Annotated in this window: 22 protein-coding genes and 1 other annotated feature (1 of these 23 running past the window's edge); of the genes, 18 read left to right on the forward strand and 4 right to left on the reverse strand. The window is 33.9% G+C overall.

Features of this window, described 5'->3' with window-relative positions; genetic code table 11:
- The first annotated feature begins 263 nt into the window (after positions 1-263).
- Both EF514_RS07860 and clpB read left to right on the forward strand, forming a co-directional pair.
- Positions 264-1,187, forward strand: a complete 924-nt coding sequence (locus tag EF514_RS07860) for a DnaJ C-terminal domain-containing protein (protein ID WP_127724892.1) — start codon at positions 264-266, stop codon at positions 1,185-1,187.
- An 11-nt stretch (positions 1,188-1,198) separates the two neighbouring features.
- Positions 1,199-3,778 carry an ATP-dependent chaperone ClpB gene (gene clpB / locus EF514_RS07865; protein ID WP_127724893.1) on the forward strand — a complete coding sequence of 860 codons (2,580 nt, stop codon included), beginning with the start codon at positions 1,199-1,201 and terminating at the stop codon, positions 3,776-3,778.
- A 35-nt stretch (positions 3,779-3,813) separates the two neighbouring features.
- Here clpB and EF514_RS07870 read toward each other — a convergent pair whose 3' ends face one another.
- Together EF514_RS07870 and EF514_RS07875 are read right to left on the reverse strand one after the other, a co-directional pair.
- A complete protein-coding gene (locus tag EF514_RS07870) occupies positions 3,814-4,500 on the reverse strand; it encodes a response regulator transcription factor (protein ID WP_127724894.1) in 687 nt (228 codons plus the stop codon).
- Positions 4,469-6,058, reverse strand: coding sequence for an ATP-binding protein (locus EF514_RS07875; protein WP_127724895.1), 1,590 nt, complete (start codon positions 6,056-6,058; stop codon positions 4,469-4,471). The genes EF514_RS07870 and EF514_RS07875 overlap by 32 nt, the downstream gene beginning before the upstream one ends.
- Positions 6,059-6,188: 130 nt before the next feature.
- Here EF514_RS07875 and atpB point away from each other — a divergent pair, with 130 nt between their 5' ends.
- The 11 genes from atpB to EF514_RS07930 all read left to right on the forward strand — a co-directional run bounded on the left by atpB (position 6,189) and on the right by EF514_RS07930 (position 13,923).
- Positions 6,189-6,869: a F0F1 ATP synthase subunit A gene (gene atpB, locus EF514_RS07880; protein WP_127724896.1), complete on the forward strand. Its 681-nt coding sequence runs from the start codon at positions 6,189-6,191 to the stop codon at positions 6,867-6,869.
- A gap of 27 nt (positions 6,870-6,896) precedes the next feature.
- Positions 6,897-7,157, forward strand: a complete 261-nt coding sequence (gene atpE / locus EF514_RS07885; RefSeq protein ID WP_127724897.1) for an ATP synthase F0 subunit C — start codon at positions 6,897-6,899, stop codon at positions 7,155-7,157.
- 9 nt (positions 7,158-7,166) lie between these two features.
- The gene (gene atpF / locus EF514_RS07890; RefSeq protein ID WP_127724898.1) at positions 7,167-7,742 is read left to right on the forward strand and encodes a F0F1 ATP synthase subunit B; all 576 of its coding nucleotides are present in this window, start codon (positions 7,167-7,169) and stop codon (positions 7,740-7,742) included.
- Entirely contained in the window at positions 7,730-8,188 is a 459-nt protein-coding gene (atpH, locus tag EF514_RS07895; protein WP_127724899.1) for an ATP synthase F1 subunit delta, read from the forward strand. The genes atpF and atpH overlap by 13 nt, the downstream gene beginning before the upstream one ends.
- Positions 8,189-8,190: 2 nt before the next feature.
- Positions 8,191-9,702 carry a F0F1 ATP synthase subunit alpha gene (atpA, locus tag EF514_RS07900; RefSeq protein ID WP_127724900.1) on the forward strand — a complete coding sequence of 504 codons (1,512 nt, stop codon included), beginning with the start codon at positions 8,191-8,193 and terminating at the stop codon, positions 9,700-9,702.
- A 9-nt stretch (positions 9,703-9,711) separates the two neighbouring features.
- Complete coding sequence (gene atpG, locus EF514_RS07905; protein WP_127724901.1) at positions 9,712-10,557, forward strand: ATP synthase F1 subunit gamma; 846 nt, start codon at positions 9,712-9,714, stop codon at positions 10,555-10,557.
- Positions 10,558-10,571: 14 nt separating this feature from the next.
- Positions 10,572-11,990: a F0F1 ATP synthase subunit beta gene (gene atpD, locus EF514_RS07910; RefSeq protein WP_127724902.1), complete on the forward strand. Its 1,419-nt coding sequence runs from the start codon at positions 10,572-10,574 to the stop codon at positions 11,988-11,990.
- The gene (locus EF514_RS07915) at positions 11,991-12,413 is read left to right on the forward strand and encodes a FoF1 ATP synthase subunit delta/epsilon (RefSeq protein ID WP_127724903.1); all 423 of its coding nucleotides are present in this window, start codon (positions 11,991-11,993) and stop codon (positions 12,411-12,413) included.
- Position 12,414: 1 nt separating this feature from the next.
- Complete coding sequence (locus EF514_RS07920) at positions 12,415-12,642, forward strand: AtpZ/AtpI family protein (protein ID WP_205666397.1); 228 nt, start codon at positions 12,415-12,417, stop codon at positions 12,640-12,642.
- A complete protein-coding gene (locus EF514_RS07925; protein WP_127724904.1) occupies positions 12,639-13,067 on the forward strand; it encodes an ATP synthase subunit I in 429 nt (142 codons plus the stop codon). The genes EF514_RS07920 and EF514_RS07925 overlap by 4 nt, the downstream gene beginning before the upstream one ends.
- Positions 13,068-13,149: 82 nt before the next feature.
- A complete protein-coding gene (locus EF514_RS07930; protein ID WP_127724905.1) occupies positions 13,150-13,923 on the forward strand; it encodes a TraX family protein in 774 nt (257 codons plus the stop codon).
- A 23-nt stretch (positions 13,924-13,946) separates the two neighbouring features.
- Here EF514_RS07930 and EF514_RS07935 read toward each other — a convergent pair whose 3' ends face one another.
- A complete protein-coding gene (locus tag EF514_RS07935; RefSeq protein WP_127724906.1) occupies positions 13,947-14,576 on the reverse strand; it encodes an NAD(P)-dependent oxidoreductase in 630 nt (209 codons plus the stop codon).
- A 122-nt stretch (positions 14,577-14,698) separates the two neighbouring features.
- Here EF514_RS07935 and EF514_RS07940 point away from each other — a divergent pair, with 122 nt between their 5' ends.
- The 5 genes from EF514_RS07940 to EF514_RS07960 all read left to right on the forward strand — a co-directional run bounded on the left by EF514_RS07940 (position 14,699) and on the right by EF514_RS07960 (position 19,541).
- Positions 14,699-15,022 carry a winged helix-turn-helix transcriptional regulator gene (locus EF514_RS07940; RefSeq protein WP_127724907.1) on the forward strand — a complete coding sequence of 108 codons (324 nt, stop codon included), beginning with the start codon at positions 14,699-14,701 and terminating at the stop codon, positions 15,020-15,022.
- Between the two features lie 82 nt (positions 15,023-15,104).
- Positions 15,105-15,776 carry a response regulator transcription factor gene (locus EF514_RS07945; protein ID WP_127724908.1) on the forward strand — a complete coding sequence of 224 codons (672 nt, stop codon included), beginning with the start codon at positions 15,105-15,107 and terminating at the stop codon, positions 15,774-15,776.
- Positions 15,770-16,777, forward strand: a complete 1,008-nt coding sequence (locus EF514_RS07950; RefSeq protein ID WP_127724909.1) for a sensor histidine kinase — start codon at positions 15,770-15,772, stop codon at positions 16,775-16,777. The genes EF514_RS07945 and EF514_RS07950 overlap by 7 nt, the downstream gene beginning before the upstream one ends.
- A 45-nt stretch (positions 16,778-16,822) precedes the next feature.
- Positions 16,823-17,587, forward strand: coding sequence for an ABC transporter ATP-binding protein (locus EF514_RS07955; protein WP_127724910.1), 765 nt, complete (start codon positions 16,823-16,825; stop codon positions 17,585-17,587).
- On the forward strand, positions 17,577-19,541 hold the full coding sequence (locus EF514_RS07960) for an FtsX-like permease family protein (RefSeq protein WP_127724911.1): 1,965 nt from the start codon (positions 17,577-17,579) through the stop codon (positions 19,539-19,541). Before EF514_RS07955 ends, EF514_RS07960 begins: the two co-directional genes overlap by 11 nt.
- A gap of 19 nt (positions 19,542-19,560) precedes the next feature.
- On the opposite strand, the gene EF514_RS07965 is transcribed toward EF514_RS07960, so the two are convergent.
- The gene (locus EF514_RS07965) at positions 19,561-20,673 is read right to left on the reverse strand and encodes a 5-methyltetrahydropteroyltriglutamate--homocysteine S-methyltransferase (protein WP_127724912.1); all 1,113 of its coding nucleotides are present in this window, start codon (positions 20,671-20,673) and stop codon (positions 19,561-19,563) included.
- 45 nt (positions 20,674-20,718) lie between these two features.
- Positions 20,719-20,893 (reverse strand) — a binding site (T-box leader); it runs 56 nt beyond the window's last position.

The raw sequence follows: 20,893 nt of genomic DNA on the forward strand, positions 1-20,893 counted from the left end.
AAAGTTAGAACATTAATGTTTATTAGATTTTTTTTAAAGGGGTAAAAGAAAAATGATAATAGTATATTTAAAGATAGTTAATTTTTTAGTTTTAGATTATTTGGAATTTTTAAAAATGGATATTAATAGGCAAATTACCTAGAGGAAAACAGGAAAAATATTTTTAAAATGTTCCTTATTGCTATTGATTTTGGTCTAGGAATGGGTTATAATAAATTAAGGTCAAAGAAGGTCAAAAATATTGACGTTAAGGAAGTGATTATTTGGAATATAGAGATTACTATGAAATTTTAGGAGTAAGTAAGGATGCAAGTGCTAAGGAAATAAAATCAGCCTATAAAAAACTTGCAAAAAAATATCACCCTGACTTAAATAAGGGGGATGAAAAAAAAGAAGAAAAATTTAAGGAAATAAATGAAGCTTATGAGGTATTGTCTGATCCGGATAAAAAACAGAAGTATGATACTTTTGGTTCAAATTATGATTTTGCAAATGGCGCAAACTTTGATCCGTCACAATTTGGATACACTTATACCAGCAGTGGTGGAAGTGGAGATTTTTCTGATTTCTTTGAAATGTTCTTCGGCTCATCAAATCAGCAAAGTACGGGAAGTGGATTTAGCTTTTCCGACATATTTTCAGATTTAGGTGGAAGTAATAGGAAGTCAAGGAGGTCAGCTCAAAGACAAAGTTATAATACTGATTTAAGTATTTCTTTAGATGAAGCATACCATGGAACTACTCGAAATGTTTCACTTTCCTTAAATGGTAAAAATGTGGAAATACCGGTGAAAGTGCCCGCAGGCATTACACCCGGTAAGAAAATAAAAGTTAAAGCGGATAAATATGGAATAACAGGAGACATTTTATTTAAAATAGATGTTTACACATCCACTACGGAATCTCTTGATGGGTTGAATATTATTAAGGAAGAGGAAATCTATCCTTGGCAAGCTGCATTGGGAGATAAAATAGTGGTTTCTACTTTAAGTGGAAAGATAAAGGTACAAATTCCGAAAGGATTTAAAGGTGGAAGTAAACTGAGAATTCCTTCCAAGGGTTTTAAAAACCTGGCAGGGAATGTGGGGGATTTGTATATTAGGTTTAATATTGTAAATCCTACAAATTTAACAGAAGAACAATTAAAAATTTATGAAGATTTAAAGAATAGTTATAGAAAACAGTAAGGAGTGATGTTATGAATTTTGAAAAATTTACTCAAAAATCAATTGAAGCAGTGCAAGCTTCTCAATCAATTGCAACTGAGTATGGCAACCCTCAAATAGAGGAAATTCATCTTCACAGAGCGTTGATTCAAGACAGAGATGGTTTAATACCTAAGATTTTAAAATACTTAGGTATTGCAATGGAAATGTTTTTAAAGGATGTAGATGATGAAATTGCAAAACTTCCAAAACAAAGTGGAGGTACGCAATATGCATCAAAGGAATATTCTGAAGTTTTGGAAAAAGCATTGAAATATTCAGGGCAGTTTGGTGATGACTATGTGTCTGTGGAACATATTTATATGGCGCTTTTATCACAAAAAAATACTAAATCATCTAAAATATTTGCAAAGTATCATTTAAATATGGAGGGTTTCTTAGAAGCTTTAAAGAAAATCAGGGGAAATCAAAATGTTAGAAGTGACAATCCTGAGGGAACTTATGATTCTCTAGAAAAGTACGGCAGGGACCTAACTTTGGAAGCAAAGGAAGGAAAAATCGATCCGGTAATTGGAAGAGATGAGGAAGTTAGAAATGTAATTAGAATTTTATCTAGAAGAACTAAGAACAATCCTGTTTTAATAGGTGAACCTGGTGTAGGTAAGACTGCCATTGTTGAAGGTCTTGCTCAAAGGATTATTAGCGGGGATGTACCTGAGGGTTTAAAAAATAAAACTATATTCTCTCTAGATATGGGAGCTTTAGTTGCAGGTGCAAAATACAGAGGGGAATTTGAGGAAAGACTTAAAGCCGTGCTTGCAGAAGTGGAAAAAAGCGACGGCGAAATTTTAATGTTCATTGATGAAATCCACAACATTGTGGGAGCGGGGAAAACTGAAGGTGCAATGGACGCTTCCAATATGTTAAAGCCTATGCTGGCAAGAGGAGAGCTACACGCCATTGGCGCAACTACATTAGATGAGTATAGAAAGTATATTGAAAAGGATCCTGCTCTTGAAAGACGTTTTCAAAAAGTTTTAGTTTCAGAGCCGACTGTGGAAGACACAATATCAATTTTAAGAGGAATAAAGGGGAAGTATGAAATCTATCACGGAATAAGAATTTCCGATTCTGCTGTAATAGCAGCTGCAACTCTTTCAGATAGATATATTTCCGATAGATTTTTACCTGATAAGGCTATAGACTTAATGGACGAGTCCTGCGCAATGCTTAGGACTGAAATAGATTCTATGCCTACGGAAATAGATGACATTAGAAGAAAGATATTACAACTTGAAATAGAAAGAGAAGCTCTTAAAAAGGAAACTGATGAAGCTTCTAAAAAAAGACTGGAAGATTTGGAGGCGGAACTTTCAGAGGATAAGTCCAGATTTGATATTTTAAAAGCTAAATGGGAAAGTGAAAAGAAAGAACTTGAAAAAGTAAAGGACATAAAAAAGCAAATTGATGACATTAAACATGAAATAGAAGAAGCTGAAAGAGCTTATGACCTTGAAAGACTTTCTCAGTTGAAGTATGGTGAACTTCCTAAACTTGAAGAGGAGTTAAAGTCTGCTGAAGAGAAGACAGAGGGCGAAGATTCCATGGTAAAAGAGGAAGTTACAGAAGATGAAATTGCCGAAGTAGTATCAAGATGGACGGGTATCCCTGTTGAAAAATTAAATCAAAGTCAAAGAGAGAAGCTTTTAAATCTTTCCGATACCTTACATGAAAGAGTAATTGGACAAGATGAGGCTGTGGAAGTAGTATCAGATGCGGTTTTAAGGGCGAGAGCAGGACTTAAAAGTGAGAATAGACCTATTGGTTCCTTTATATTTCTGGGACCTACAGGAGTTGGTAAGACTGAAACAGCAAAGGCTTTAACTGAAACACTTTTTGACGATGAAAGAAATATGATTCGTATTGATATGAGTGAGTATATGGAAAAGCATTCTGTATCAAGATTAATCGGTTCACCTCCAGGCTATGTTGGTTATGATGAAGGAGGACAGCTAACTGAGGCAGTTAGAAGAAAGCCTTATAGCGTAATACTTTTTGATGAAATTGAAAAAGCTCATCCGGATGTATTTAATATTTTGCTTCAAGTTTTAGACGACGGAAGATTAACAGACAATCAGGGTAGGACAGTGGACTTTAAAAACACTGTAATTATAATGACTTCAAATATTGGATCTTCCTATTTAATAGATGGAATTGGAGTAGATGGAAATATCACTTCTGAGGCGAGAGAGGCTGTAGATTCCGAAATGAAACTTAGATTTAGACCTGAATTTCTAAACAGAGTTGATGAGATTGTAATGTTTAAACCGCTTTCAAGAAATGAAATATTTAAAATTATTGAAGTTCAAATTAAGGAAATTGAAATAAAACTTGAGGATAGAAATATTTTAATAGAGGAAACGGAAGATGCTCTTAACTTAATCTTAAATAGAGCTTATAATGTACAATATGGTGCAAGACCTGTTAAAAGATTTATTCAATCAAATATTGAAACTGAAATTTCCAAGATGATTATTAAGGGAACTATTGAAGATAATGAAACTATTTTAATAGATGTTGAAAATGATAATTTAGTAGTGAGAAAGAAATAAGATAAAATAGAAGTAGGCATATAATATGTCTACTTCTATTTTATATCATTCTCATCTATGATTTTATATCCTATACCGGCGTCAGTAATAAAGTATGTGGGCGTTGCAGGATTTTTTTCTATTTTTCTGCGTATGTTTGCCATATTTACTCTTAGAATTTGATTATCAGATTCATAGGGTCCCCATACTTTGTTTATAATTTGATTATGAGTTAGGACCTTGCCGGGTTTTGAAGATAGAAAGGCTACAATGCCGTATTCAATGGGAGTTAAATGAATTTGATTTCCTTTCATACTTACTTGTCGTTTATCAAAGTCAATGGCAAAATCCCCTACTTCATAGGTTCTTTTTTCAGGTGAATAGTGTCTTAAACTTCTTCGAATTCGCGCCAACAGTTCCTCAGTGCCAAAGGGTTTTACTACATAGTCATTGGCCCCCAAGTCCAAAGCTTCTACTATGTCTTTTTCCGTTTGTCGAGCAGATACTACAATTAAAGGGGTATCGAAATCCTTTTTAATTTTTGCCAAAAGGTCCATACCATCCATATCAGGTAAGCCTAAGTCAAGTAATATTAAATCCGCTCTTTCTGAAATTAACTTATCAAAACCTAGAGTGCCATTTTCTGCAGTTATAACTTCGTAATGTCCTTTTAGATTTAAAATTAAAATCTGAGTTATAGAAGGATCGTCTTCAATTATTAGGATTTTCTTTTTCAGCTTCATTTTTGTCCTCTTCTTTTAATAGTGGAAGTTTAAAGGAGAAAGTGGCACCACCTGATTCTTTATTTTTACCTGATATGTTACCTCCGTGAGCTCTTATAATGGAGCTGCAAATAGAGAGTCCTATGCCTGCGCCGCTTGAGGAATCAATGGAGCGTGATGCTCCTGTAACAGGTGTATCAAAGAGATTTTCCAAAAGATCTTCAGATATACCTGAGCCGTTGTCGCTAACTTCAAATAGGGCATAATTGTCCTCTTCTTTTAAATTTACAAAAATCAAATCATCTGGAGAAGAATGTTTAATTGCATTTTCCAACAGATTTATTAAAACCTGAGAAATTAAAGTTGCATCCATAGGTATAAATATAGGTTCTTTAGGTGTTTTTACATGAATAGACCAATCGGGATACCATTTTTGAATATTTCTCACAGCTTGTTCAATTACTTCTTCAGCCATTTCCGGTACAGTTTTAATATAGGTTTTTTCATCGCTAATGCGAGTGACGGCAAGTAAATTTTCCACAATACGTGAAAGCCATTGAGCTTCTTCTTTAATTTTACAAATTAAATTTTTTCTCTCTTTGCGATCAAACTCAATACTGTCGTCTAAAAGTGTTTCGCTAGCTCCTAAAATACTGGTTAAAGGTGTTCTTAAATCATGAGAGACAGATCTTAATAGGTTGTTTCTCATTTTTTCTCTTTCGGTTTCAAACTTCGATTCCTGTTGTTGCCTTTGGGAATGTTGACGTTCCAGCGCCAAAAGAACTTGGGAAAGAACTAATTTTATAAAGTCGTAATCATCTTCTTTTAAAGGTTTGTTATGACAGGATATTCCAACTACTCCATAATCCACATCACTATTTATGGGTGCGTAATAAACTTCTCTGTCGCCGTTATAATTTGTTCCGTATCCTGCGGGACGACCCTCCTCAAAGGCATATTTTGCAGATCTGACTTCGTAAATTTCTTTAAAGGCCTGTGGATTTAAGTCCTTTGGAAAAGAAGTTACATAGGAGTTTGCTTCACTGGGCTCTCCCAAATAAAAAATTACAGATCGTTTAAGGTGAGCTGCAAGATTTTGATTTGCAATGTTTACAATGTCCTTTTCATCTGTTGAATCAACAAGCTCCTGAAAAATTTCATTTATAACTAAAGTTTGTTCCTCTCTTTTTTTAGATAAAGTTAATATATCTTTTAAATGTGCAGTTATGGCACTGTTAGCCAAACTCACCGCAAGCATTATAAAAAGTGTTATAGGAAATTTTATTGAAAACTCAAAGGCGTTTTGAGGATAGTTAATAAAATAATCAAAGAGGGAAGTACAGACTATTGCTGAGAAAAAACCGTAGAAGTGACCTGTGGTTAAATTTGAAATAACCAGTACTACCAATGTATATACCAGTATTAGACTTGTACTGTCTAAAATTCCGCGAAGGGGTAAGGTTACAATTAAAAGCAATACAATAAGTCCAAGAGTTATTATCCAGTTCATAGTCTTTGGATTTATCTTGGGTTCCTTCTCCTCTTTTACCTTGCTAATATCTAAAGGAATTTGAGTCATTAAATTTACTCCTTTCAATTTTTAATCATAATAATTATAGCATGAGTGGGTAAATCTTAACAGTTTCTTTATGTTATTTGGGCGGGAAATAGGATATACTTAAGAAAAATAATAGAAATTAGGTGATAGCTTGGATTTTACCAATAGGAATTTAGCGGTGCTATTTGAAATAGGTGGTGTTAAGTTTTATTTAACGGATACTCTTATTGCAACTTGGGTTGTAATGGCAATTTTAATACTTTTTGCAATAGTTGTAAGAATAAAACTTAAAAATTTTAAAGAAGTGCCCAGGGGGTTCCAAAATATTGTTGAGAGTTTAGTGGAGGTTATGGATAAATTTACCACTAATACCATGGGTAAAGATTATCGTGAATTCGGGGGATATTTCTTTGCCGTATTTGCCTTTATTTTAATTTCAAACTACAGCGGGTTAATTGGTTTACGACCACCTACTGCTGATTTATCCACTACTATTGTATTGGCGGGAAGTACTTTTGTATTGGTACATATTACCGGTATTAAGAGACAAAGGGGACATTATTTAAGAAGTTTTATAGAGCCTTATCCCGTATTCCTACCAATTAATTTTATATCGGAAATTTCCGACATTTTATCACTTACATTTAGGTTGTTTGGAAATATTTTAGGCGGAGTTATAATTTTGGGGTTAGTTTATCATATGATTCCATATTTTTTAAGCTTTGTACTGCCTTCCGCACTGCATATGTACTTTGACATATTTGCAGGAGCGCTTCAGGCCTTTATTTTTACAGTACTTAGTATGACGATGATTCAACAAAAGGGAAATTAATTACAATTTAGAAAAGGAGAAATAACTATGGATGGAAGAGCATTTGTAATGGGAATGTCTGCTTTAGGAGCAGCAATAGCAACGTTATCAGGACTGGGTTCAGGATTGGGACAGGGAATAGCTGCGGGAAATGCAGCTGCGGCAGTTGGTCGTCAACCAGAGGCAAGAGGAGATATTACAAGTACCATGCTAATAGGTTGTGCTTTGGCTGAGACCTGTTCAATTTACGGACTTATTGTAGCCTTAATACTTCTTTTGGCCAATCCTTTCACTGCTATTTTAGCTTAGAAAGAAGGTATGAAAGTGTTAAGTATAATGTTTAGTTCAGTAATAATGAATGCTTCAGCTGATTTACCAGATGGAAACATTATATCTTTTGATAGTGAACTTTTAAAAGCCATTCTTCCACAGGTAATTAATTTAATTGTGTTAATATTTGTACTTACTTTTATATTGTACAAGCCTGTGCGGAATTTTTTGGACAAACGAAGTGAAACCATAAAGAATAGATTGGATAATGCACGTGCCAGTCAAGATGAAGCAGAAGAATTAAAGGAAAAATATGAAAAACTTTTAAAGGAAATTGACAGCGAAAGGGAGAAAGTTCTTTCTACCGCCTATAAAAAAGCAATGGAGCGTAGTGACCATATTTTAATGGAGGCCAAGGAAGAGGCGGAAAATATTTACAACCATGCTATTATGGAAATAGAGGAAGAACGAAAGAATATAGAAGATGATATGAAAAAACAATTAATTGAGTTGTCTACTTTAATGGCAAGTCAATTTGTAGAGGTTTCAATAGATGAAAAAACTCAAAATCAACTAATTGAAGAGATGTTAGGAGATTGGGAGGAGGGTCTATGGCTAAATTAAGTAGACAGTATGCGGAAGTTTTAATGAAAATAGCCAGAGAGCAGGACAATATTGAAGAGATTTATGAAGAGGCCTTGGAAATTTTAAAGACTAAAAAATTTGAAGTAACTGAAGATACTCCTGAGGAGTTAAAGATATTTTTTAAGTTTATAGATGAAAAATATATACTTCCTACCTTGTACATTTTTATTGAAATGGTGAGAGAGGAACTAAAAATAGTTCATGGAGAAGTTATTTCAGCCATACCCTTAACGGAAAAACAGATGAGTGATTTGGAAAATAAACTTTCCGGTGAAATTAACAAGCGAATTGAAATTGTAAATCATGTGGATACCAGTTTGTTGGGAGGACTTAGAATTATTATAGACAATAAGGTAATAGACAATTCCATAAAGAGTAAATTATCCAGAATGAAAGAGCAATTGTACAAAGGGGTGTATTTTTAATTATGAAATTAAATCCATCAGATATAGGTGAATTAATTCGCAATGAAATTAAATCCTTTGATACGTCGCCAAGAGTACATGAAGCCGGAAGAGTTTTGGAAATTGGAGATGGAATTGCAAGAGTTTCAGGCTTAAAAGAAGTTGTAACAGGTGAGCTTTTAAAATTTGAAAACGGAGTAAGCGGTATTGCTATGAATCTTGAAAGTGACAATATTGGAACTGTACTTTTGGGAAGTGAAGTTGGGATAGTTGAAGGTGATTTGGTAACTAGGACCGGAAATGTGGTGCAGGTTCCTGTAGGAGATCCACTTTTGGGAAGAGTTGTCAATGCGCTGGGAGAACCAATTGATGGAAAGGGATTGATTTTATCTTCTGTTTTCAGACCTGTGGAGAGAGTGGCGCCGGGTGTAATTACAAGAAGCAGTGTAGATACTCCTTTGGAAACGGGAATCAAGGCCATAGATTCCATGGTTCCCATAGGAAGAGGACAAAGACAGCTGATTATTGGAGATAGACAGACAGGTAAGACTGCCATTGCAATAGATTCAATATTAAATCAGAAGGGTAAGGGCGTAAAGTGTATCTATGTGGCAATAGGACAAAAAACTTCAACGGTGGCTGAGATTATAAATGTATTAATAGAACATGAAGCTATGGAATATACAACTATTGTATCTGCAAGTGCGGCGGATCCCGTTTCGCTTCAGTACTTGGCACCTTATTCGGGAGCTGCTATAGGAGAAGAGTGGATGGAGTCGGGGGACGATGTTTTAGTAATATTTGACGACCTTTCCAAACATGCGGTTTCCTACCGTACAATGAGTTTGTTATTAAGGCGACCTCCGGGAAGAGAGGCCTATCCGGGAGATGTTTTTTATCTACATTCAAGGCTTTTGGAAAGAGCCGGAAAGCTTTCCAAGAAGTATGGAGGAGGTTCTATGACTGCACTGCCAATTGTGGAAACACAGGGAGGCGATATGTCAGCCTATATTCCCACAAATGTAATATCAATTACCGATGGGCAGATATATTTGGAATCTGACGCCTTTCATGCGGGAAATAGACCTGCAATTAATCCGGGGTTATCCGTGTCCAGAGTGGGGGGTGCCGCTCAAAGCAATGCTATGAAAAAAATTTCAGGACCCATTAGGACGGAACTTGCTCAATATAGAGAGTTGGAAGCTTTTTCACAATTCAGTTCCGACTTAGATGTTTCTACTAAGGAACGTCTGGAACATGGAGAGAGAATAGTGGAAATTTTAAAACAGGAACAGTACAGCCCAATGGATATAGAAAAACAGATAGTGGTATTTTATGTAGTTACCAATAGATTAATTCCCAAAGAAATCCCAAGGGAAGATATAGTGGATTATGAAGAAAAATTATTGGAATATGTGGCAACTTGGGACTGGGATTTGCTTGAAGAAATTGGAGAAAGAGGAGAACTTTCTGAAAATGCGGAAGAAAAACTTAAAAAAGTAGTAGATGAATTTAACAGAAGTTATACGCTATAGGGGGATGAAATGGAAACACTACAGAGTATACAAAATAGAATTAGGGGAATTAAAGGAACTAAACAGATTACCAATTCTATGAAACTGGTATCATCTTCCAAAGTTCAAAGTGTAATGGATTATGCGGAAACCACGAGAGATTATATAAGTAACTTTGGAGAAATAATGACTTCCATAGTATCCAGCAACGAGAAACTGGAGCATCCCTACTTTATTCAAAGCGAAGAGGAGAAAGTGGGTTTAATTGTAATTAGCAGCGACAGAGGACTGTGTGGCGGTTACAATATAAATGTGGCAAAGAAGGCCATTGAAGTTGCCCGAGATTTTAAGGAAGTTTCCGTAATAGGAATTGGTAGAAGAATAGTGGGCGCTTTTAAAAGAGCGGGAATAGAAATGAGAGCTAACTACCAAGGCGTTTCAGAAAGACCTTTCTACGATGAAGCTCACGTAATAGCAAGACGTGCTTGCAACTTATATAAAACGGGCGAAATAACTCAGCTTTACTTGGTTTATACGGAATTTAAATCCATGATAGACCAATATCCCGTAGCAGAAAAACTTTTACCCATAGATGTAAAGCAAGAAGAGGGAATGAAAGTTGAGTATATGTGGGAGCCAAAGTTTGAAAAATTAATTGAGGAGATAGTTCCTCATTACTTGGCTTCAATAATTTTTGGAGCAATGATAGACGCTTCCATGTCGGAACAAAGCGCCAGAGTTATGAGCATGGATTCGGCATCTAAAAATTCAGATGAAATTATAGGCAAGTTGACTTTAGAATATAACCAGTTGAGACAGGGTGCCATTACTCAAGAGATTATTGAAATCGTAAATGGTGCAAGTGCCATTACTTAGAAAGGAAGAAACAGATGGTAAAAAGTTCTGTTGGACACGTTACACAGATTATCGGAGCTGTTGTAGATATAAAATTTGAAGAAAATAGAGTTCCCACAATAAGTCATGCAGTTAATATAGAAAATGGAGATGACATAGTAGTTGCAGAAGTAATGCAACAGCTGGGAGACGGTATGGTTAGATGTATTGCCATGGGACCTACAGAGGGGATGCCAAGAGGAGTAAGGGCTATTAATACAGGTTCACCAATAACAGTGCCCGTGGGAGAAAATACTCTCGGTAGAATTTTCAACGTATTGGGAGAAACTGTAGATGGTGGAAGTGCACCTAAGACAGAGGAAAGGTGGGCAATTCATAGGAAGGCTCCTTCTTTAACAGAACAGTCTGAGGGAACTGAGGTATTGGAGACGGGTATTAAGGCCATTGACCTGCTCTGTCCTTATTTAAAGGGCGGAAAGATTGGACTCTTTGGAGGAGCGGGAGTTGGAAAAACCGTTTTAATAATGGAGTTAATTAGAAACATAGCTACAGTTCACGGAGGATATTCGGTTTTTACAGGAGTTGGAGAGAGAACCCGAGAGGGAAATGACCTATACCATGAAATGATAGAATCCAACGTAATAGATAAGACGGCTCTTGTCTTTGGACAGATGAACGAACCGCCGGGGGCAAGGATGAGAGTAGCTCTTTCAGGTCTTACTATGGCTGAATATTTTAGAGATGTGGAAGATCAGGACGTACTTTTCTTTGTAGATAATATATTTAGATTTGTTCAAGCAGGTTCTGAAGTATCGGCACTTCTTGGAAGAATGCCAAGTGCAGTGGGTTATCAACCAACATTGGCCAATGAAATGGGAGTGCTTCAAGAGCGTATAGCTTCAACTAAGACGGGATCCATAACTTCCGTACAGGCAGTTTATGTTCCGGCAGATGACCTTACTGACCCTGCACCTGCTACTACGTTTACTCACTTAGATGCCACTACGGTACTATCTAGAAGAATTGTAGAACAGGGAATATATCCCGCAGTAGATCCTTTGGAGTCCAGCTCCAGAATCTTAGATCCTATGATTTTAGGTAATCATCACCACTACATTGCGCGTGAAGTTCAAAAAGTACTTCAACACTATGAGGATTTACAGGATATTATTGCTATTTTAGGGATTGATGAACTTTCTGATGGGGATAAATTAACTGTAGAAAGAGCTAGAAAAATTCAAAGATTTTTATCTCAACCTTTTTTCTCCGCAGAAAACTTTACGGGAACTCCGGGAGAATACGTGCCTTTAGAGGAAACTCTTAGAGGTTTTGAAGAAATTTTAGACGGGAAACACGATGATATTCCTGAGCAGTTTTTCTTTAATACAGGAACTATTGACCAGGTGGTTGAACGCTTTAAAGAAAGTGGAGAGGTGGAAAAAGGAGGAAATTAAATGAAAACTATAGATTTTTCCATTATAACTCCTACAGAGACAGCAGTTAAAGAGCCTATTGACTTTCTTTTAGTAAGAACTGAAGAAGGTGATATGGGAATAAGAGCGGGGCATCAAAATTGTATATTGATTTTAAAAGACGGTATAGTTAAATTTTCCAATAAAGAGAAAAAAAAGGAATATCTAATTGAAGGCGGAGTGCTACTGGTAAAGGAAGAAAAGCTTGTAATACTGGCTGAATTTGCAGCACTGCCTGAAGAAGCGGAAAGTTTAAAAGCCAAGTACATTGAGAAATTAAAGGAAAGCTACTTAAAAGAAGTTCAATTTGATTTGGATATTCAACGAGCTGAATTTGCATTACACAGTTCTCTAGTACATGGAAAGAATATTTCCGATTCAACCTACTATCCTGAGGAGGATTGAGATGAGCAATAGAGAGGAAAATAACAGGAAGATTTTGCAGGCCTTGGGAAAAATGTCAAGAATTGCATTTTCAATAGTTTTTTCTATTATAATAGGATTTATAACAGGAAATTTTCTAGATAAAAAGCTTGGCACCAGCCCTCTATTGCTAATAATCGGTACGATTTTTGGGATAATGGCCGCATTTAAAAATCTATATGATAATACTAAAAAGGACCGTGAAAAATGAATTGGTTTAAAAAATTGTCAAGAACGGCACAACTTATGATTTATAGTTTAATAGCTTTGATTTTTATATTTTTGGCTTTGGCCTTTATAGTAAACAAGTTTTATTTATTTGAGCCTATGGACAAGTTTTCCTTGGGGCTGGTTACAGGAACACTCCTATCTATTTACAAAGTTGTGTCCATGGAAAAATCTATAAATAAAATTGTAAGTATGGAGGAGAAACAGGCTAATTTAAAAAATCAATTGTATTTTCTCTTAAGATATTTTATAACCTTTATTTATGTGGCTATAGTAATAATCTTTAGGGATTATATAGGTGTTTTCGGAGCCATTATAGGAATGTTGTCGCTTCAAGTTTCAGCCTATATGGCAAATTATCTTTTAACGAGAGAAGAAAAAAAATACAAAGGTGGGGAAAAGAATTAAACGGAAAATGTTTAATTCTTTTTTGCTAAAATGTCTTTTAAAGAGTAGAGTACTGTGACAGTGTAGTAGAAGGGAGAAGAGGATGGAATTAACTGTTGAAAAAAGAGGTTTAACAAATTATCAATTAAAATTAATTGCCATTATTGCAATGACAATTGACCACTGTGCAACTGCTTTTATACCCTATGAACATTGGCTGGGAATAGTAATGCATTTTGTAGGAAGGATTACAGGACCTGTAATGTTTTATATGGCAGTTGAAGGATACCATCGTACAAGTAATTTAAAGAGATACATAATGAGACTTGGCATCTTTGCAGTTGTCAGTTACTTTCCCTTTATGCTTTTTAGAGCTTATGGAAATATAGGAAATATTAATTTTTTTGATCTAAATGTGATTTACACCATATGTTTAGGAGTTATGGCAATCCATGTAAATAAAACAGTGAATAATGTGTTATTAAAGGTAGGAGTGATATCTTTACTTTTAGCTCTTTCCTCAATAGGAGATTGGGCTGTAATAGGGATAGTTATTATGATGGGTTTTGACTTTTACTATGGTGATTTTAAAAACCAATCGTTTTATTATTTAATAATAATTTTAATGAGCAGTTTAATAAACTACTTATATATACCTTTCAGAATTGTATATTTGGGTTTAGATGATTTTATAAGCAATTTGCCAATGTATAAAAGCATGCTTTCAGAATTCGGACTTTTTATTCCTATAATTTTACTTAAATACTATAATGGGGAAAGGGGAAGCAGTTCTCCTTTCAGCAAATGGATATTTTATATATACTATCCCCTACATCTATTAGTAATAGGAATTATAAGTGGTTTAACATTAAAATAAGAAGTAAGTTTTGAACTTACTTCTTATTTACTTAGCACAGATATTCTTTTTTTAATGTTTTTTCCCTTTATAGCTTCATCTACCATTGCAATGGCATAGTCAGCATAACTGATTTGACTTTCGCCCTTTGAGTTAGTGGAAAATTCCTCACCTGATAAAATATAGTCTCCAGTTCTTTTTCCGTCAGCTTGAAAATCAGCAGCTGGACTGATGTAAGTCCAATTGACATCATCTCTTTTTCTTAACTCATCAAGAGCTTTAGCCATATTGGAAGCTAGGGGTTTGAAGTCGTCTGGGAAATTTTCAGTATCCATTAGCATTTTTGAGTGCTCTTTATCTACATAGAGACTTCCCGCTCCTCCTATTACTAACAACCTATTATCCTTACCGCTTAAAATATCACAAAGATGTTTTAAAGAAGTGCTGTGTTGTGGTAAAGTATCAGGGGTCCATGCTCCAAAGGCATCAATTATAACATCAAAATCATTTAAATCTTCGTATTTTAATTCAAATAAATCTTTTAAAATACTTTTTTGAGCATCGCTATTATTTTTTCCTCGTACAATGGCAGTTACGTCTAAATTTCTGCTAATAGCTTCCTTTACAATAAGTTTACCTGCTTTTCCATTAGCGCCGATAACAGCAATTTTCATAATAACCCTCCTTGATAATGTAAAACCATTTCTATAATGTTATAATATATCCGTATAGTATATTTGTAAAGTAGGAACAATTTTGTTCCTTACTTACCTTATGATACTAATGGAGGTGTATTATGGATAGAAAAATTAATTGCCCTGTAGAAGTGACATTATCATTAATTGGAAATAAGTGGAAAGTTTTAATTATAAGAGATTTGTTAGAAGGGACTAAGAGGTTTGGTGAATTAAAAAAATCCATCGGTTCCATTTCTGCAAAGGTATTAACATCTAATTTAAGGGAAATGGAAGAAGAGGGCCTCATAAATAGAAAAGTATATGCTGAAGTTCCTCCTAAGGTTGAGTATAGTCTGACAGAAACAGGTTACAGCTTAAAGTCTGTGTTGGATTCAATGTATAGCTGGGGTGAAAGTTATAAAGAAGTTAAAGGAAGAGTTTAACTTAATTAAATTATAAAGTAGTTGATTGATATTCTTATATGTAATTAATAATATTTAATAGCTAAGTTTATTGGAGAATAGTATGGATAAAATTTTAATAATTGAAGATGATGTGAATCTTGCTGAAAATTTATATAAAAAATTAGAGGAAAATAATTACAAAGCACATATTTTAAAGGATATAGAAAATTTTAAAAAAGAATTTTATAACTTTATGCCTAATCTTATTTTGTTAGATATAAACTTGGGAAGTTATAACGGCTTTGAGTTGTGTATGAATTTAAGAAAACAAACAAAGATTCCAATTTTGTTTATTACAGGACGTGATTCGGAAAAGAGCGAAATAGAGGCGCTTAATATAGGCGGAGATGATTATATAAAAAAACCTTTTTCTATGGATATTTTACTTGCAAGGATTGACAGGCAGTTAAAATCACAGTCAATGGAAAACAGAAAGTCAATAATTTATAAAGAATTAGAATTGGAAATAGATAAACAAATTATAAAAAATCTCAATTCAAAGGAAGTTCTGGAGCTTTCATCTATAGAGTTTCAACTGCTTTTCTATTTAATTAATAAAGCAGGTGAAGTAGTAGATAGAGGAGAGTTAATGGATTATCTTTGGGAAAATCGAAACTATGTTGATCCAAATGCTCTAAACGTAAGTTTGAGTAGACTTAGAAAATCATTGGCAGAGATATCTGATGAGAATTTTATAGAGTCTATTAGAGGTGAGGGGATAAGGTTTTGTTAAAAAAATATTTTGAAAATAATTGGGAGATTATCTTTTACCTTTGGATTACAAGAGTTTTAGTTTCAGTTTTAATGGTTTTGTCGGGAGCTAAGTTGGAAATGTTCCTTTTGACAATAATTTTATACTTTGTTTTTGATTTTATATATTTTGGATTAAAATTTCTATCTTTTAAGAAAGAAAGGGAACAATTAAAAAATCTAGTAAGCAATATAGAGCATCATTACTATATTCACGAGCTGGTAAAGAGACCAAAGAGCGAAGAGGGTGCTATGTATTTTGACCTTATGAAACTTTCAAGTCAGGATATGGTAAGGGAAATAAGATATAATAATGAAAAATTAAAGGAATCTCGTGAATTTATTGAGGAATGGATACATGAAATGAAAACTCCAATTACCTCGTTAAAAATAATGGGAGAAAGTGTGGCTGATAAAAAAGGATTTTATGAGGAATTAAAAAGGTTGGAGGATATTTTAAATTTGTCTTTAAATTATATCCGCCTAGATACGTTGGAAAAAGATTACCATGTGGAAAGTGTAAATATTTTTGACAGTATTCATGAAATAATAATTGCTGAAAAACAGTGGATAAGGGAAAAGGGAATTACTTTGGAAATAAATGTGAATTCAAAGACTTTTATTAAGACAGATGGGAAATGGCTGAGTTTTATTTTAAATCAAATAATTATAAATTCCATAAAGTACAGTAAGAATGGCGGAAGTATAAAAATAGATGAAGAAATTGAAGATTTTAATTATATTCTCTATATTGAAGATAGGGGAGTAGGAATACCGAAGTCCGACTTGCCTAGAATATTTGAAAAGGGATTTACAGGCTCGGGAGTTCAAAGAAAATCCGCTTCCGGTTTGGGACTTTATCTTGCAAAGAGGTGTGCAGATAAGATGAATGTAAAAATAGATGTTCAATCTAAAGAAAGTGAATATACCTCATTTAGACTTTCCTTTCCAGTGGCAATAGAACCTTTCAATACTGTAAGCTGACTCCTTACAATTTTAAAAGTAAAATGGAATTAAAGGAGTGGTAAAGTGGAAAGAATATTAGAAATAAAAAATTTAGAGAAATATTATGGCAGTGGAGAGATTTTAACCAAGGCAGTAGATGGCGTTACTCTAAGTGTTTTTAAGGGAGAGTTTCTAGCTATAATGGGAGCTTCAGGAAGCGGAAAGACCACCTTGCTAAACTGCATTTCCACCATTGATAGTCCTACAGGGGGAGAGGTGCTTCTCAACAAAAGGGATATTACAAAAATTTCCAGTGGAGAATTGGCGAAATTCAGAAGAGAAAATTTGGGCTTTGTTTTTCAGGAGTATAATTTACTTGATGCCCTTACTGTAGAAGAAAATATTGGGCTGGCTCTGGTTATCAATAGAGAAAATAAGGGTGTAATTGCTCAAAAAGTAAAGGAAATAGCTTATCTTTTAGGAATTGACGACGTTTTAAAAAAGTTTCCCTATGAAATTTCAGGAGGTCAAAGACAGAGGTGCGCCTGTGCAAGAGCTATAATCCACAATCCTACTTTAATTTTGGCCGATGAGCCTACAGGTTCTTTGGACTCATACTCATCTAGACAATTGATGTCCACCTTAAAATCTTTAAATGAGAATAATAGGGCTACCATTTTAACAGTGACTCATGACCCTAAAACTGCCAGCTATTGTCAAAGGGTTTTGTTTTTAAAAGACGGAAAGATCTTTAATGAGTTATTCCGTGGGGAAAAGAACCAAATGAAATTTCAATTGGAGATTATGGATATTATAGCCCTCCTAGGAGGTGAGGACAATGTTGTTTAAACTGTCCTTTCGAAATGCAAGGAGAACTTTTTCAGATTACTTGATTTATATGATTACAGTTTCCCTTGCAATATCCATGGAGTTTGCTTTAAATCGAATTTTATTTATAGATGAAATTTATGAAATGTCCAATGTGGCAGTAGGATTTAATTATATGTTAATAGCTGCTTCTCTTTTTATGATGGCAGTAGTAGCGTTAATGATTAAGTACATGGTTAAATTTATAGTAGATAAAAGGTCTAATGAATTTGGGCTCTATATGCTAATGGGAATTGAACAAAAGAATATAAAACGGATTTTTTGGATTGAACAGATTTACCTTTGCATAGCCTCTTTAGGATTGGGAGTTTTGTTTGGATTGCTCTTGGGAGAAATATTAAAGATTATAATTTACAATTTTATGAACTTTAAATATTCCTTTGAACTCATAGGCTTTGGAAAGTCCTTAACAGTTACGGTTATAGTTACAGCACTGGCTTATTTATTTTCATATATTTTCAGTTTTAGACTTTTTAAAAGAAATAAGATAATAGACTGGATTAAATCAGATAGAATAAATGAAGTGGAAAAGCATCAGAATCCCAAAATTCAAATTATTAAATTAAGTCTGTCTTTTATAATTTTAGTGGTTGGATTATTTACTTTAAACCATGCTTTTAGTGAAGAGCTTAATATGGCGTTTTTTCCCCTTGCTGTACTTTTAATTCTAATAGGTATCTATGAAATATCATCTTCAAGTGTGGTTTTATTTAATGGTGCTTTACTAAGAGATAATAATTTTACAAAAAGAGTCTTGCCGGTGAGATTTATAGGTGGCAAGGTTAAGACCATGTCTATGCAACTGGGAACATTATCAATTTTATTTGTACTTTCATTGACACTTTTGTCAATGGGAATAATATTTGCTAATTATTACAAAGGCTTTGAAGATGAATATGGAAAATTTGATTTAATCTATAGGATGGAAGAAAAAGATGAGGAATATATAAATGGAATTGAAGAAATAGTAGGTGGTTTTGGGAAAAATGAAAAAACCACTTTAAAGGTTTACAAAACTCCTCCTTCTGAAATTTATAAAATTGTCTACTCACATTTATCTAGGGAAGAAGTAGAGGAATATGGAGAGGAGATATTACTTTCACTTTCGGACTACAATAAGTTAAGATTAGCTGCAGGTTATGACGAGGTAAGTTTAAAGGAAAATGAATTTATTATTCAAACCTATTTTCAAATGCAAAATTTAAAAAAAGATGTATCTTTAAAAGATTATGAAATCAATGGGGAAAAATATAGTTTGAAAGCTATAATAGATGAACCTATGAATACTATTGATATAAATTCCTACTATATTGTTATAGAAGATAGGGAGCTTAATGATTTAAAGGCGGATAATGAAATTTATTTATGGAAGATAGAGGATTATGATTATATTAAACTTCATGATAGGTTACTTAGCTATGCTATAGGAGTAAATAAGGAGACTCGTGAAGTTTATGATTTAAATGGTAGAAGTATTGAGCTTTCTTGGAATATATCCATAGCTCAACAGAATTTAAATGAGTACTTGGTATCTTTAACAGGTTCTGCCTTGGCCTTGCTTTTAATAGGTTTGATATTTGCGCTGGTAATGTGCACTGTACTTTCCATGAATTTACTGTCAGGGGTTAAGACCTATAAGAGAAGATATGAACTGCTTAGTAAATTAGGAGTACCTAAAGGTGAAATAAGGAAATTAATTTGGCAACAGATTTTAATTCTCTTTTTATTTCCTTTAATATTGGGACTGCCAATATCTATAGTTACAGTTATGATAATTAATAAAATATTTTCCAGCGTAATGACCTTGGGGTATATAATATTAAACTTATTATTGACAGTTCTTGTATTTATCTTGATTTATATGATTTACATGGTTGCAACTTATAAGACTTATGAGGCTGCAGTTGAAAATTAAAAGAGGCTTATAGCCTCTTTTATAATTCTTCTATTTTATTTCCAAGTTCCACGCATAATCTGATTTTTTTCCATTGATCTTCTTCAGTTAAATGGTTTCCTTCTTCTGTTGAGGCAAAGCCACATTGAGGAGATACACAGATTTGCTCCAATGGTACGTATTCTGTAGCTTCCTTAACTCTTTCCAGCAAGTCTTCCATTTTTTCAAGTTTAGGTTCTTTGGAAGTGATAAGTCCCAGTACAATTTTTTGATTTCTTAAATTTTTAAGAGGTTTAAAATCTCCGGCTCTATCTGAGTCATATTCTAGAAAGAAACCGTCAAAATTGTCTATTTCAAAAAGTCTTTTGGATATTAAATCGTAATCTCCTTCATAGAGCCATGAAGATTGAAAATTCCCTCTGCACATATGGAAAGTTATTCCCATATCCTTTGGTTTTTTAGCAAGACATTTTTCAGTTATATCTCCAAATTTTTGAACAAGTTCTTTTGGATCATATCCGAATTTTTTTATTGTTTTTTCAGAAGATGGATCTGATAGGGCGCCCCAAGCTGTATCATCAAGTTGAAGGTATCTACAGCCCGCATCATAAAAAGCTTGAATACCGTCTTGATACGCCTTAATAAGGTCTTCTTCCAATTCTTTAAGGTTGTTATAGTATGGATTCTCATGGTATTTTTGAGATATAAGAACAGCGGAATAATATATCATATTAGGACCCGGAATAGTTTGTTTTGCAATGGCATCTCCGGCATATTTCTTTACGAATTTAAAGTGTTCAATAAAGGGATGGTCTTTAGAGAAGCTTATCTTTCCGCTTACATAGGAAGATTCTACATCTTTTGCTTCAACCCCTTGAAACATTGAAATATCTCCTAAAGATAATTTTGTAATTCCATTTAATCCCAAGATGAAATCAAGGTGCCACCACCTACGTCTAAACTCACCGTCGGTCACAGCTTTTAATCCATTTGCTTTTTGTTTTTCAATTAAATCGATTATTAATTTATCTTCCAAACTTCTTAATTCTTCACGGGTAATTTCACCTTTTTTAAAATTCTCTCTTGCTTTTTTAAGCTCTTCAGGTCTTAAAAAACTTCCTACAATATCACTTCTAAAAGGTACTAAACTCATTTTTACATCCTCCTTTAAAATAAAAAAAGTCTTCTTTGCATATGCAAAGAAGACGTATTAACGTGTTACCACTTCTCTTTATTCGTATTTCACAATACAAATCTCATCAGGTACTATCATACCCTATTCCTATATCGGGGAAAACCGCCATAGCCTAAATTATTTCGGGATGGTGCTCCAAAGCCATTTTCAATCTTATATGTTATAGTTCTTTACACCT

This window comes from Anaerosphaera multitolerans, from assembly GCF_004006535.1.
Lineage (GTDB): Bacteria > Bacillota > Clostridia > Tissierellales > Peptoniphilaceae > Anaerosphaera > Anaerosphaera multitolerans.

Bases quoted from the DNA above. Each gene is read 5' to 3' on its own strand.
- clpB (WP_127724893.1), top strand. From the start codon at position 1,199: ATGAATTTTGAAAAATTTACTCAAAAATCAATTGAAGCAGTGCAAGCT.
- EF514_RS07870 (WP_127724894.1), bottom strand. From the start codon at position 4,500: ATGAAGCTGAAAAAGAAAATCCTAATAATTGAAGACGATCCTTCTATA.
- EF514_RS07875 (WP_127724895.1), bottom strand. From the start codon at position 6,058: ATGACTCAAATTCCTTTAGATATTAGCAAGGTAAAAGAGGAGAAGGAA.
- atpE (WP_127724897.1), top strand. From the start codon at position 6,897: ATGGATGGAAGAGCATTTGTAATGGGAATGTCTGCTTTAGGAGCAGCA.
- atpF (WP_127724898.1), top strand. From the start codon at position 7,167: ATGAAAGTGTTAAGTATAATGTTTAGTTCAGTAATAATGAATGCTTCA.
- atpH (WP_127724899.1), top strand. From the start codon at position 7,730: ATGGCTAAATTAAGTAGACAGTATGCGGAAGTTTTAATGAAAATAGCC.
- atpA (WP_127724900.1), top strand. From the start codon at position 8,191: ATGAAATTAAATCCATCAGATATAGGTGAATTAATTCGCAATGAAATT.
- atpG (WP_127724901.1), top strand. From the start codon at position 9,712: ATGGAAACACTACAGAGTATACAAAATAGAATTAGGGGAATTAAAGGA.
- atpD (WP_127724902.1), top strand. From the start codon at position 10,572: ATGGTAAAAAGTTCTGTTGGACACGTTACACAGATTATCGGAGCTGTT.
- EF514_RS07915 (WP_127724903.1), top strand. From the start codon at position 11,991: ATGAAAACTATAGATTTTTCCATTATAACTCCTACAGAGACAGCAGTT.
- EF514_RS07920 (WP_205666397.1), top strand. From the start codon at position 12,415: ATGAGCAATAGAGAGGAAAATAACAGGAAGATTTTGCAGGCCTTGGGA.
- EF514_RS07925 (WP_127724904.1), top strand. From the start codon at position 12,639: ATGAATTGGTTTAAAAAATTGTCAAGAACGGCACAACTTATGATTTAT.
- EF514_RS07930 (WP_127724905.1), top strand. From the start codon at position 13,150: ATGGAATTAACTGTTGAAAAAAGAGGTTTAACAAATTATCAATTAAAA.
- EF514_RS07935 (WP_127724906.1), bottom strand. From the start codon at position 14,576: ATGAAAATTGCTGTTATCGGCGCTAATGGAAAAGCAGGTAAACTTATT.
- EF514_RS07940 (WP_127724907.1), top strand. From the start codon at position 14,699: ATGGATAGAAAAATTAATTGCCCTGTAGAAGTGACATTATCATTAATT.
- EF514_RS07945 (WP_127724908.1), top strand. From the start codon at position 15,105: ATGGATAAAATTTTAATAATTGAAGATGATGTGAATCTTGCTGAAAAT.
- EF514_RS07960 (WP_127724911.1), top strand. From the start codon at position 17,577: ATGTTGTTTAAACTGTCCTTTCGAAATGCAAGGAGAACTTTTTCAGAT.
- EF514_RS07965 (WP_127724912.1), bottom strand. From the start codon at position 20,673: ATGAGTTTAGTACCTTTTAGAAGTGATATTGTAGGAAGTTTTTTAAGA.